Below are 13619 nucleotides of genomic sequence, written 5' to 3'. Positions count from 1 at the left end.
ATTCATTCCGTACTGAATCTGTGCTTAAAAAATTATTTTTTGTCCTGCTTGCCATTTTGCTGCTTGCCGCATTCTATTACAAAGACCTGGTCAGTTACGGCTGGATGCAGGCCAGCGGCCAGATCGGAATACTGATGAATGTAGAAGATGTGGAAGATGTAATGAAAAACCCTGCATTTCCGGATTCCCTGAAGGCCCGCATCCGGCTCATTCAGGAGATTAAGCAATTTGGCATTGATTCACTGGGTCTTGAACCTTCCAAAAACTATACAACATTTTACAATCAGCATGGAAAACCGCTGATCTGGCTGATAACGGCTTCGCCCCGCTACAAAATTGAACCTTACAAATGGCACTTTCCGGTAGTGGGTACTTTTCCTTACAAAGGTTTTTTTGATTCTACCCGCGCCGTAGCAGAAGAACAGCAACTGATTCAGCAAGGCCTGGACACGGATATTGGCGAAGTATCTGCGTGGTCTACACTGGGTTATCTCAAAGATCCCATTCTTTCCAGCATGCTGAAAAGGAAAGATGGCAGCATGGCCAACCTGATCCTGCACGAACTGACGCATGGAACACTTTTTGTCAAAAGTGATCTGGAACTGAATGAGAATCTTGCCAGTTTTATCGGAGATCAGGGCGCTATACGGTTTTTAAAATACAAGTACGGCCAGGATTCACCGGAACTGAATCAGTACGAGTACTCTAAAAAATACAATGACGCTTACGCCGGTCACATGCTCCGGGGAATAGCAAAACTGGACAGCCTTTATAAAACCTTTCAAAACCTTTCGCCGGAACCTGTAAAAGACACACTAAAAAAAAGAATGATCATGAATATACTTAGTAACGCCGACACACTTCTTTCCGGCAAGCGTACGTTTAAAAACAAAAATTCTCTTCCGGACAGCAAATTGCCCAATAACGCCTATTTTATAAGTTATCAGACTTATAAATCGAAACAGGATATTTTTCGCAAGGAGTTTGAGAGCAAGTTTGGTGGAGACCTGAAAAAATATCTGGCCTATTTGAAAGTAAAATATCCCTCTATGTAATTAAAAGATCCGCATGAACAGATCACACTTGATATTAGCCATTATAACATTATCCATTTATCTTTCCTTTAAACAATACGAACAGAACCGCGTCATTCCGAATTACAGCTTTTGTACCGGTGAAAAGGTTGAATACAGAGTCCATTATGGTTTTATCAATGCGGCCGAGGCCAAGGTTGAGATTGCCAAATCTGTTTCGGTTGTTAACAACAGGCCCTGCTTCAAGGTGAATGCAACGGGCCGCACAGTCGGCGCATTTGACCTGATTTCACGGGTGCGGGACACGTGGCGCTCCTACATAGATACTTCCGCCATTTTACCGCATATGTTTGAACGTCAGATCCAGGAAAACAAATACCGGAAAGATGAAAAAGTAATATTCAACCATAACAAGGATCAGGCGATTTCCAGCGAAAAGAATGAAACCAAAACCTTCAATGTGCCCAATAACATCCATGACATTATAAGCGGCTACTTTTTTCTGCGCACAATCAATTTTGAAAAAGTTTCCGAAGGCGAAGTCATAGAAGTACCCACTTTTTTTGACGGGGAGATTTACAAGCTCAGAGTCAGATATTCCGGTAAAGATGTAATTAAAACCAAATTCGGAAAAACGCGCGTGCTACGGCTCCATCCGATCATTCCGCGTAACAAGCTTTTTAAAGGAGAATCGCCGATGCGTCTCTGGATTTCAGATGACTCCAACAAGATTCCGCTGAAAGCCGAAGTGGAACTGGTGATCGGATCGCTGGAAATGGATATAAAATCATATAAGGGTTTGCGTAAGGAAATTACCTGGTTTTAAGCATCAGATTTCTCCGCCATTCCTGTATTTGTCTGAAAGGAAAAACCAGCTGGTTTTTCCTGATCATCATATAGGAATTTTCAATACTTCCAAAACTGTTGTAAAAGCTTGCTATGGAACTTACTTCCGGACTTTCAAAATCAAAAATCATCGGTTTGCTGGCATGAACTTTAAAATAGCAATCCAGCAGAAAAGTCCTGGCGTTTCCTGATCTGCCGATTTTATCAGCTGCGTTGAAAAGGTAGATGATTCTGTTGCAGTTCCTGACCAGCAGAATGCCGGCATGAATCCGGCCTTCTTTTACCGCATACCAGATTTCGGCTTTCTCATGCAAGTTCAGTCTTTCAAAAAGCAACTGTAACCTGGCGTAGGCATCCGGATTTACTCCTCCAAAAATTCTGGAAGCATGATTTTCCTTGAATAAATGAATGAGCGGATTTATATCCGTACTCTGTTCCAATGTCCAGTTATACCGCCTGCTACGTTCCACATTCCGTTGCCGGTCTTTGGAATAGTGGTTGTATATTTTGGAATAATCATGGCCAAGCCGGAGATAGTATGTGCTCTGTTCCTGAAATTTCAATTCATTGAACCGAAAACTGCCTATGTTCACCAGTCTGTAATTGTCCGGATTGAAAGAATAAGCGGATATGTAGGAAAAGTGTGAGGACAAAGAGGTTAAAAATGCTTCCACCTGCGGGGAGGTCAGACTGTTCACAGTAAATAAACCGAGATACTGGCAAAACAAGGGTTGATAAACAATCATTTTACCGGCTTTCGTCCTTACCGGCAAAGGCATTACAACCTGATAATCCTCTTCAGACGGCCAGACCAAGGCTTTCCATTCGATGCAGACTGAATCAAGGTAAAAACTGTATGCATAAACAACACTTTGCTGAGAACGCTGGATATGGTTGTTCCAAAGCAAATCAGAAATTTGAGAACGATTAACAAGAATGGGTGTCATTGGCTGAATCAAAGGTTTGATGAAACAATTCATTTTCCCTTTTAGACTCAGTTTTCTACTTGAAGTAACTGCGAAGTTTTTGAAGTGTTTCCTCCACGTCGGGTGTTTCATCCATTAACAGGTTGACACTCTGTATGGAATGGATTACGGTACTGTGATCCCGGCCCCCGAAATGATACCCGATTGATTTCAAAGGAAGGTCTGTGTATTCTTTGGCAAGGTACATGGCAAGCTGTCGGGGATACACAACTTCTTTCTTGCGGCTTTTGCTTTTCAGATCCGCAATCGTAATCTGGAAAAAGTCGGCAATGATTTCCTGAATGGTATCAATCGTCACTTCCTTGTCTTCATTCATTACGATGTTCCGCAATGTATTTTTGGCAAGTTCTACGTCAATTTCCCTTCTGGTCAGCGAAGCCTGCGCCATTAGCGAGACAATAACGCCTTCCAGTTCCCTTACGTTGGAATTGACGCTGTGCGCAATGTATTCGATTACATCATAATCGATGGAAATGCCTTCGGACTGGATTTTTTTCTGAATAATGGCAATACGCGTTTCAAAATCCGGCGTCTGGAGATCTGCCGTAAGCCCCCATTTGAAACGGGACAACAACCGGTCCTGCAAACCCTGCAGTTCACGAGGCGGCCGGTCACTGGTCATAATGATCTGCTTGCCGAGTTGGTGCAAATGGTTGAAGATATGGAAGAAAGTATCCTGCGTTTTTTCTTTTCCCGAAAGAAACTGCACATCATCAATGGCCAGGACATCCACTTTCATGTAAAAGTCGGTAAAGTCCTGAAGCGTATTGTTCCGGATGGAATTGATAAACTGGTTTGTAAATTTTTCCGAAGAAACGTACAGCACGAGTTTATTGTCAAAATGGTTCATGATGTAATTCCCGATGGCCTGCACCAGATGCGTTTTGCCAAGCCCTACCCCGCCGTACATCATCAGCGGGTTGAACGAAGTAAGTCCGGGGCGCTGTGCCACGGCAAATCCGGCCGACCTTGCCAACCGGTTGCAATCGCCTTCTATAAAATTATCGAACGAATAGTTGGGATTGAGATAAGTATCCAGGTTCATCGAATCCTGATCCTTGTCTTTGTCCTTGTTATTTGTGCCAAGGCGCGGGTCCGTTGCGAAATTATCCGGTTTGGTGAAGTTCGGCGATTTCTGTGTGGACACATTCATCGTGAGCGGCTGATGCTTTTCGTTGCCTTTGTCCACAATAATGGAATATTCCAGCAAGCCGTCGCGGCCGATGGCATAGTCCAGCGCTTTTCTCAACAGATTGACATAGTTATCTTCCAGCCATTCGTAAAAGAACTGGCTGGGAACCTGAATAGTGAGCACTTTACCATAAAGTTTCAATGGCCGTATAGGTTCAAACCACGTTTTAAAACTTTGCTCGGGAATGTGCTGCTGAATTACACGCAGGCAGGCATCCCAGATCTGGTCAACTTCTCTATTTTTGGTAACTCTTTCCAATGTGTACTTGCCGAATTCAGAATGTCAAAATGTAAAAGGACGGCAAAGATATAAAAATACCTGATCTCTGCAGATTAAACCAGAATTCAATTTAGTATCAAAGGCTGCGATCTGCAAGCATATAAATAAAAACAATGAAACTAAATGCTGCAATCGGCATAAGATGCTGTCAGGAAGCGGCTGCAATGATAAAATGTAACACCAAATTTGTAGCTTTGTTCAGACAGGAACTGATCATTATCCATGCTGTTTCATGAAAATACAAGCCGGTTTATCGGAACAAAACGGCATTTCCCCGAAAGCGATATGGGAAATACAGGCCAGAAAAGAACTGAAAGGAAATACGGGCAAACTGGACGCATGGAAAATCGGACCCGATCTTCATCTTGAGCCTTATGCAACAAACGAAGACTGCACGGATGAACGGATAAATGAAATTCAGCTTTGCCAGAAACATACGCCCGGCTGGCTTAACATGCCCTGGTTACACGTTAACGAACCGCAATCGGTAAAATATTCAGTTGAAAATGCGTTGAAACAGGGCGCCGACGCAATTCTGCTAAAAATCGATCAGCCGGATTTACTGCAATCAGATCCCTTGCGGCACCTTCTTTCAAATTCCGAAAACACCGTTTTTTTACAAACGCCGGAATACCCGGAATTTTTGCTTCGTGAAATATATAAATCTACATCGTTAAACTGCAAGGGCGGCATCGCCTTTGATCCGGTTGCAAACTGGATGCGAACCGGAACACACTTTTCCGGCTCTGTTCAATCCATAGCATCCCTATTGAAAAATGCCGGCAGCAAAGAGGATTTCCGCCCTGTAATGATTGAAAGTCATGTTTTTCATTACAGCGGCGCAACGCCGGTGCAGGAACTTGCTTTTCTGATTGCTTCTACGGTTACTTATTTGGACTACTTAACAGATGCCGGGATTCCGGCACAGAAAGTGTTTGAAAATCTCTATTTTTCAGTCCCGGCAGGAATGCAATTCCTTACCGAAATTGCCAAATTCCGTGCATTAAGGTATCTTTTTTCAAAAATTGGCCGTGCCTATCATGTTCCGGATCGGCAAGGCAAAGCGTTTGTTCATGCAACGACTTCTTCTTTTTATTACGCTGAAAAATCACCGCACAATAATGTTGTCAGAGCTACTTCAGAGGCCATGAGTGCGGTTGCAGGCGGCTGTAATGCACTTACGGTTTTGCCTTTTAATCATCATTCCGGGCAATTTCATGAACTCCCCGACCGTATTGCACGCAACGTTTCCAATATTCTGGCGCATGAAAGTTTGCTGAATCAGGTTGCAGACCCCGCGTCGGGTTCGTATATGCTGGAAACAATGACGCTCAAACTGGCGGATGCGGCATGGGAATTGTTCCTTGAAACCGAAGAAAAAGGCGGGCTTGAAAGCTGCTTTGAAAAAGGGTTTATACAAAATGAACTGGATAAGTCTTTAAAGATGTGCGCAGAAGCTTTTAGTTCGGATAAAATCCTGGTCGGCGTTAACAAATTTGAAGAACAGGAATCTGACAACAGTTTCCGGAATGAGGAAAAAGCATTTTTTAAGGAAGACAAAAACGGTCTGCGGCTCTTAAAAGATATAAATCTGTCACAATTGATCCGGTCATGAAGCCCGATTTCAAAAATATGCCTGCGAAAAGCCAAACGGATGTTTTCCGGCAAACGGACATGCAGGAAAATAACAGGCTTACCGCAGAAGAAATCAGACTTAAAACGGTATATACAAAAAATGATGTCAGCGGGATCAGTCATTTGCATGACGGAGCCGGAACACCGCCATTCCTCCGCGGGCCGTACGCAAGCATGTACCTCGAACGCCCCTGGACCATACGGCAATATGCAGGATTTTCTACTGCCGAGGACTCCAATGCCTTTTACAAAAAAAACCTTGCCGCCGGACAGAAAGGACTTTCCGTTGCTTTTGACCTCGCTACGCACCGCGGCTACGACTCGGACCATCCGCGCGTAACCGGCGATGTCGGCAAAGCGGGCGTGGCCATTGATTCCGTGGAAGATATGAAGATACTGTTTGATCAGATTCCGCTGAACGAAATGTCTGTTTCCATGACCATGAACGGAGCCGTTATTCCGGTTATGGCGTTTTTTATTGTAGCCGCCGAAGAGCAGGGCGTAAAACCGGAAATGTTGTCGGGCACGATCCAGAACGACATTTTAAAAGAATTTATGGTGCGTAACACGTATATCTATCCACCTGCGGCATCCATGCGCATTGTCGGGGACGTTTTTGCGTATACCTCGCAGTTTATGCCCAAATTTAATTCCATCAGCATCAGCGGTTACCACATGCACGAAGCTGGCGCACCGGCACATATTGAACTGGCCTATACGCTTGCAGACGGGCTGGAATACATCCGTACCGGAATTCAGGCCGGCATTGTAATGGATGATTTTGCGCCGCGACTTTCTTTTTTCTGGGGAATCGGCATGAACCTTTTTATGGAAATTGCAAAAATGCGTGCGGGAAGGTTTTTATGGTCAAAAATTGCAAGTCAGTTTAAGCCGGAAAATGAAAAATCGCTGATGCTCCGAACGCATTGCCAGACAAGCGGTTACAGCCTTACTGAACAGGACCCATCTAACAACATCACGCGGACTACGGTTGAAGCCATGGCCGCCGTTATGGGCCATACGCAGTCACTTCATACCAATTCCATGGACGAAGCCATTGCACTTCCTACCGACCGTTCCGCAAGAATTGCCCGAAATACGCAGTTGATTATTCAGCATGAAACAGATCTTTGCCATGCAGTGGACCCGTGGGGCGGTTCTTATTATGTAGAGTATCTGACCAATCAGCTGATTGAAAAAGCGTGGCAATTGATCGGAGAAATTGAACAGCTCGGCGGCATGACCAAAGCAATTGAAACAGGTTTGCCAAAGATGCGCATAGAAGAAGCCGCAACCAGAAAACAGGCGCGGATTGACGCAGGAAAAGACATCATTGTCGGTATGAATAAATTTAAAACGGAAGAAAAGGAACATTTTGACATCCTTCAGATTGATAACATTGCTGTACGCCAGGTACAAACGGCGCGATTAAATTCAATTAAAAAAGAAAGAAACGATTCAGAAGTAAAAGCTGCGCTGGAAGCGATTACTGCGGCATGCAGGGAAAAAGGCGGAAAAGACATGAGCAGCAATTTGCTTGCGCTTGCCGTTCAGGCGGCCAGGAAAAGAGCAACTTTGGGAGAAATTTCGGATGCAATGGAAAAGGAATTCGGAAGATACAAATCAGCCATACGGGCAGTTTCAGGAATATATCAGCAGGAATCTTCGGATCAGGAAGAATTCCGGAAAGCACTTGCCCTATCGGACGAATTTGCAGAAGCGGAAGGACGCCGGCCAAGAATTCTGATTGCCAAAATGGGCCAGGACGGACACGACCGCGGCGCAAAAGTCATTGCAACCAGTTTTGCAGACCTTGGCTTTGACGTGGACATTGGCCCACTTTTCCAGACCCCGCAGGAAGTGGCACGGCAGGCCGCTGAAAATGATGTGCATGTAGTTGGCGCTTCAAGCCTTGCAGCTGGCCATGTAACCTTAGTTCCTGAGCTGATTGAGGAACTGAAAAAAATCGGGCGGGAAGATATTATGGTGATTGTGGGCGGCGTGATTCCAGCACAGGATTATCCATTGCTTTATGATGCAGGCGTAAAAGGCATTTTCGGATCGGGAACAAATATTCCGGTTGCCGCACAGATGATCCTGAAAGAGTTGATGAGTTGAGGGTTTAGCTGTTAGCCATTAGCTGTTGGCTGCTTTTACATAAGATAATCAGGAAGCCATTCCATGGCTTTTCTGTTTTTATTGATCCTGCCGTTTCTACAAACAGGATGCTATTCCATAGCTTTTTGTTTTACTCCGGAGAGCCTACAAACAGGATACTATTGCATAGCATTTTGTTTCGCTCCGGAGGAGCACCCTGTTTGTAGAAAAAAGGTGCGTGATAAGTTAATCACGCCGGCTCCGGAGGAGCCTCCAAACATGATACGATTCTATGGCATTTCAATTCGCTCCGAAGAAGCATCCTTTTGCTTAAAGCCAATCGCCAGCAGCTAATGGCCAGCTGCGCCAGAAGGAATCATGCGGTCCTTGTATTTTCTTCTGAACTTGCTTTGTTTAAGATCTTCTTCATACCAGACAATATTTTTGCCCATCGTTCCTCTGAAACGCTTGAAAAAATTTTCCTTATCGGACAATTTGACAAAATTTTCCTGTTTACAGTTTTCGGTATTTGTTTTCGGCTCGTAAAGATTCAGGACACTGAGCGTATCAACAATAACCGGCAGCAATCCGACCGGAAGTTCGTACCGTTTGATAAATCTTTGCATGTAAGTGGTTTGTACCGGGTCCGTAGCCAGCGCAATCTTTGAAAAGCCGAGTCCTTTTGCCATTCGGTAAGAGTAATAAACATTTTCGGTACTGTGCTGCGCCTTTTCTTCGGTAAAAATCCTTTCTCTCGGAACGCCAAGTGCATGTGCGTATTCAGCCATTACCTTGCTTTCAATATACGGCGTTGCCACTGCTGCGCCGGAAAAAATGATGTTTTTGGTATACCCTTTTGTATAAAGATAATGCGCCCAGTGAATCCGCATCTGAAGAATCATATCCCATTTATCGCCGTTATAAGGAAACCCCGGAATGATTACCGCATCATAAGGCTGGTTTTTCAAACCATTTTTATAGGCTCTTTCCGAAGCATTGTTCAGCATACCGCCGCATCCGCCGGAAAACAGGATAATCATAGCCGATAAGATCAGGAAGGCAATTCGCACGATTTTTCTGGATATCAGTTAAAAATTAAGCTGTGAAATGTATGCTTTGAAGCTTACATTTCACAGCTTAAACAAATGTAACAGCAGCGAAATTAATATTATTATTCAGACCTAAAGTTTTCTGTCGAGAAATGCAGCAAGCGATTTACCCGCTTTTGCGTACGATTCGGCAATGCGCACACCGGTGTCGTAGTCAAAACCGCCAAACTGCCCGCCGGGCACATTCCTTAAATGGAATTCTGCAACTTTCACCGATTTGTCAGCCGATTCCACCAGGTCAATTTCAAAATCAACATGTGCGTTTTTACGCATAACGCCTACGTTGAATCCCGGCTCTACCGATTTGGTACGGACGATTAATGTATAAGTGGCGTCCGGTCTGGACTGCACGGCTTTTAAGCCGGCATCTTCCATTCCTTTGTTGAACAACTCTTCAAATTTTGGCTCAAACCTGTTTTTGCGGTCATCGACCCACGCTTTTTTCCAGTTATCCCCTCTTCCTGCTTCTTTTTCGTTGTACTCGGCCGATTTCTTGTCAACGTACTCTTTTTCAGTGGCGAATTTACCTACGCTGAAATCCGAATAATCGTATTCAATATTGACCGTTTTTTGTCCAGCAAGTACGCTTACGTCTCCGGATTTCAGTTCTACTCTCTGGGCAAAAGAGCAATTTACGCCCGTTACAACCATCGTAATCATGGATGCATAAAGAAACTTTTTCATGGCTTATATTTTATTTTTATAATGACTAAGGCTTCAAATATAGATCAATTTTTCAGGCTTGCGTTTCTCCTGTCTGTAAATCCGGAGGCTTAATTCTTGAGCGGTAACAAACTGCAGCAAAGGTGTTACGCGAAGCTTTGAACGGAATAACGAATGCAGCATTTCCTGGAAAACCGGCGTTTGCAGCTGCAATGGCAAGAGGATCGTAACCTCATCATTCCCGTACTCGTTTCTGGAAACAACAACCTGATAAAGTTCTATTTCCTTGACCATATCCAGCACATCGAAAATTGCCGGCGGATAAATAGTAGTCCCTTTGAACTTGATCATCTGCTGCTTGCGACCGACTACTGGTCCGAGCCGCGGACTCTGGCGCCCGCATGCACACGGCGCATAATAAACCGGACAAAGATCGCCGGTTTTGTAACGCAGCAGCGGCATTCCTTCAACGCCCAGAGTTGTTATGACTACTTCTCCGGTTTCTCCTTCTTTTACAGCATGGCCATTGTCGTCCACGACTTCCAGTACAAGCAAATCCGGGTTCAGATGCCCGCCTCTGCCTTCGGCACATTCCGTAAATGCAGCGCCCATTTCGGTGGAAGCATACGTGGAATAAAGCTTGACGTTCCATTGTGAAGTAATCCGTTTTCCAAGTTCGTTAAAGCTAAAATCGGCATTGCGGATCGGCTCGCCGATGCAAATAATGGATCGGATGCTTGAAGATAGGTAATCGATGCGGTTGGCTTCGGCATAATCCAGCAGCCGTGGAATAAAGGAAGGAATGGCAATCAGAACGGTCGGTGAAAACCGCTGGATAGATTCCCATTGCAAAAACGGTGCGCCCGGCCCCACGCGGATCATTCCCGCGCCTATTTTTCTGGCTCCCATCCAATACGCAAGTCCCGCCATGAAGCGCCGGTCAATGGTCGTCGTCAGCTGATAAATATCTTCACTGCTTCCGCCCGCACAACGAAAAGATTCCGCTTCATTTACCGCCAGCCGCTCAATATCAGCATCTGTCAGATAAAATGCGACCGGATCGCTTAAAGTGCCGGAAGTTGTTACAAAATCTGCAATCCTGTTTTTTGGAACACAAAGGAAATCGTCGTTGTAACGCGCAAGATCATCTTTGGTTGTGAATGGCAGCTGAACAAGATCCGCAGGCGAGTTAATTGATTTATAACTGACTTCATATTCCGCCATTATTTTTTGATAATAAGGAGAATGAGCCGAAACATATTCCATCAGCTGCTGTAATTTCAGATGCTGCGTTTCAGCTGAAAACTCAAACTTCATGGCGGTTAGAATGTGTTACAATGATGTAGAAAACTGTAAAAACAGGCTATTTTTTCCCGCAATCTTCAATGCGGTCTTTTATGGCTTTTACTTCATTTAGTGAAGCGACTTCATGTTCTAAAGATTGTTGGTAATAAGCAATGGCCTTTGTGTTGTTCCCGTTTTTCCTGAAATAATCGCCCAGAAACAAATAAGTCAGAAAACTTTCCGGATTGTTGTTGATGAATTTTTTTTCTTCCGCAGGCGAAAGTTCAAACGGCATGCCGAGCATCACATAGCGGCTGATTTTCTGTTTTGTTTTCCTGAAATCTTCAAATTTTCTGTAATCGGCTGTTGCCAGAAATGAATCCTTAGGAATGGTTAAAGAATCCACCGTAGCAAACGTTCTTTTTCCAGAAAAAACATCGTTTAAATTGTAGCAGATAAATTCACCCAGCTGGAATGGCGGCGTGGAAATCCATATTTCTTTTTTTTCCGGCTTGAACAAAATTCCGTGATGGGCGATAAGCTGGTTCAAAGAACTGGAATTTCCGTAACCCAGGAATTTGTCATTCAAGCCTTTCTTATCTCTTAAGATACTGGCAGCATCTTTTATATCAACAGGATAAGTCCGTTCAAGCAACTGGTTCATTCTGTCAAACCTTGACTTTGAATCGGTATCGCGAATGTTATGGATATTGACCGAATCTCGGATAAACGAACTGCCCTGATAATGATTGGCGCAGACCAGATAATCTTTTCCGGATTGATAAACGTCCATTTTCTGCGGCGATTTTTCAATTATAACAGCTTTGTCGTCAGCCGCCGAGCCAATCAGCAGTGATTCGGAAACGAAGGTTTCCCTTCTTTCTGCAATCTCCTGCGCTTCCTGGATTGTACCGGCATACTGCAAAATTTCTCTCGCCAGCAATGAAATCGGTTCTTTAGCCGTATATGGAATGTCGGATTTGGAAGCATTGAGCGTTACGGTGATTCCTTTTTCATTCATGCCGGACACAACGCCCGTCAAACCGGCCCACGCGTAAGATGCGAATTTGTAACCTTTGTCCGGATTCATAAAAACAATCAGCTTATCTTCTGCAAATTCATCGCCCATATAAAAATCGAAGTTACGCGCAATGAGCAGTGTGGAATCTTCTGAAAACCTGTGATTAACCGCAAATGACGTGCAGCCGACCATATTCAGGTCGGTAAGCGCGTGACCGATGTCGTGCGCCGCATGATAATTCAGAATGCGGTAATATTTCGGGGCGATGTAATTGAACTTGTCGGAAAAAGACTGGGAAATGCCGTAGATTTCCTGTTGATTTTCTTCCGGGATATACTTGTAAATATCGCGGTTAAACCAGCCGACAAAACCTTTCAGAACCTGCAGAAACAACGCATTCGGAATCATTTCCTTGATCTGGCCAACGAAATGAACTTCCTGTTTTTCCATCAGTTCTTTGGAAAGAATCCCGTAAATAAGTCCTCTTTCATACGGCGATCCTTCCAGGTACATTTCCCAGATTCCGTATTTGTTCTTTTTCAGCCAGCAGTTTTCAACCACATAATGGTCCGGGCCTGCTTTAATGCGTTTATAACTTTCCGTAGTTTTGTTGCTGTCAATCCTGGGCGAAGGAACAATGATGCGCCAGATGAACAGGCCGAAAAAGATTCCGGTGATCAGCAACAGGATGGAAACCGTTTTGAGAATGTTTTTTGCTAATTTATTTTTGGGCCACATACATGAAAAGCACGCGTATCCGGTGCCGGTTCTGAAATGCTGATTGCTGATATTTAACCAAAATTAATAATAAATGGGAATCTGTTACATAAAAGCGCTTTCTGAAAATACGGCTCTGGGATTGTGGAAAATGACTGAACCATGGCAGGAATTGAAAGAACAGTTACAGCTTACTCCCGCTGATGAAAAACTGCTGTTTGAAAAAAAAACCGACGTTCGCCGGCAGGAATGGCTTGCATGCCGTATATTAATCAAAAATATAACGTCCGTCGATCCGGAAATAACGTACGATCACAATCGAAAACCGCATATGGTTGGCAGTAAGCAGCACATTTCCATGTCGCATTCGGGCGAATATGCCTGTGTTTATGTGAGTGAAACCAAAAAAACGGGAATTGATATACAAAAACTCAAACCTTCTATTTCCAAAGGTGCCGACTACTTTCTGCATGAAGCAGAAATGAATTGGGTTGATGTTGAAAATAATTTGTTGCTGCATATCATCTGGTCTGCAAAGGAATCTGCGTTCAAATTTGCCGGAAATCCGGACCTTGATCTGAAAAAACATATCATTACAAACCGGTTTGACGGCAACCAAAAAGGCGAAATTGAGGTTTCTGTTTTAAAACCCGAATTAAATACAGTCCGTATCGCTTACGACACGTTCGGCGATTACGTTCTTTCCTGGACAATCTGAATTTTTTGCCGGCCAAAAACAATGCTATAATTTCCTGA

At 44.1% G+C, this 13619-nt stretch carries 11 protein-coding genes; 5 read left to right on the top strand and 6 right to left on the bottom strand.

Annotated elements, in window-relative coordinates; genetic code table 11:
* The first annotated feature begins 20 nt into the window (after positions 1-20).
* Both FEM55_RS11015 and FEM55_RS11010 read left to right on the top strand, forming a co-directional pair.
* Positions 21-1055 (top strand): aminopeptidase, encoded by a 1035-nt coding sequence (locus FEM55_RS11015; RefSeq protein WP_138281371.1) that lies wholly within the window; start codon positions 21-23, stop codon positions 1053-1055.
* Positions 1056-1068: 13 nt separating this feature from the next.
* A complete protein-coding gene (locus FEM55_RS11010; protein ID WP_138281370.1) occupies positions 1069-1860 on the top strand; it encodes a DUF3108 domain-containing protein in 792 nt (263 codons plus the stop codon).
* On the opposite strand, the gene FEM55_RS11005 is transcribed toward FEM55_RS11010, so the two are convergent.
* The gene (locus FEM55_RS11005; protein ID WP_171036531.1) at positions 1847-2827 is read right to left on the bottom strand and encodes a GNAT family N-acetyltransferase; all 981 of its coding nucleotides are present in this window, start codon (positions 2825-2827) and stop codon (positions 1847-1849) included. The two genes, FEM55_RS11010 and FEM55_RS11005, sit on opposite strands and share 14 nt — an antisense overlap.
* Positions 2828-2882: 55 nt before the next feature.
* Positions 2883-4316 carry a chromosomal replication initiator protein DnaA gene (gene dnaA, locus FEM55_RS11000; RefSeq protein ID WP_138281368.1) on the bottom strand — a complete coding sequence of 478 codons (1434 nt, stop codon included), beginning with the start codon at positions 4314-4316 and terminating at the stop codon, positions 2883-2885.
* A 253-nt stretch (positions 4317-4569) separates the two neighbouring features.
* Between dnaA and FEM55_RS10995 the strand changes: the two genes are divergently transcribed.
* Both FEM55_RS10995 and scpA read left to right on the top strand, forming a co-directional pair.
* Positions 4570-5952, top strand: coding sequence for a methylmalonyl-CoA mutase family protein (locus tag FEM55_RS10995; protein WP_138281367.1), 1383 nt, complete (start codon positions 4570-4572; stop codon positions 5950-5952).
* Positions 5949-8090 (top strand): methylmalonyl-CoA mutase, encoded by a 2142-nt coding sequence (scpA, locus tag FEM55_RS10990; protein WP_138281366.1) that lies wholly within the window; start codon positions 5949-5951, stop codon positions 8088-8090. Before FEM55_RS10995 ends, scpA begins: the two co-directional genes overlap by 4 nt.
* 329 nt (positions 8091-8419) lie before the next feature.
* Here the strand turns inward: scpA and FEM55_RS10985 are convergent, their stop codons facing one another.
* The 4 genes from FEM55_RS10985 to FEM55_RS10970 all read right to left on the bottom strand — a co-directional run bounded on the left by FEM55_RS10985 (position 8420) and on the right by FEM55_RS10970 (position 12884).
* Positions 8420-9139, bottom strand: coding sequence for a YdcF family protein (locus FEM55_RS10985; RefSeq protein ID WP_229209198.1), 720 nt, complete (start codon positions 9137-9139; stop codon positions 8420-8422).
* A gap of 111 nt (positions 9140-9250) precedes the next feature.
* Positions 9251-9862: a hypothetical protein gene (locus FEM55_RS10980; RefSeq protein WP_138281365.1), complete on the bottom strand. Its 612-nt coding sequence runs from the start codon at positions 9860-9862 to the stop codon at positions 9251-9253.
* A 33-nt stretch (positions 9863-9895) separates the two neighbouring features.
* Positions 9896-11158, bottom strand: a complete 1263-nt coding sequence (gene flxY, locus FEM55_RS10975; RefSeq protein ID WP_138281364.1) for a flexirubin biosynthesis putative acyl-CoA ligase FlxY — start codon at positions 11156-11158, stop codon at positions 9896-9898.
* A gap of 46 nt (positions 11159-11204) precedes the next feature.
* On the bottom strand, positions 11205-12884 hold the full coding sequence (locus tag FEM55_RS10970) for a C45 family autoproteolytic acyltransferase/hydrolase (RefSeq protein WP_138281363.1): 1680 nt from the start codon (positions 12882-12884) through the stop codon (positions 11205-11207).
* A 73-nt stretch (positions 12885-12957) separates the two neighbouring features.
* Between FEM55_RS10970 and FEM55_RS10965 the strand changes: the two genes are divergently transcribed.
* The gene (locus tag FEM55_RS10965; RefSeq protein ID WP_138281362.1) at positions 12958-13581 is read left to right on the top strand and encodes a 4'-phosphopantetheinyl transferase family protein; all 624 of its coding nucleotides are present in this window, start codon (positions 12958-12960) and stop codon (positions 13579-13581) included.
* Positions 13582-13619 lie beyond the last annotated feature (38 nt).

It is taken from the genome of Dyadobacter sediminis (genome assembly GCF_005860765.1).
Taxonomy (GTDB): Bacteria; Bacteroidota; Bacteroidia; order Cytophagales; family Spirosomataceae; genus Dyadobacter; species Dyadobacter sediminis.
Note: the sequence above shows the minus strand (reverse complement) of the source record. Positions and strands in the feature narration are given on the sequence as shown.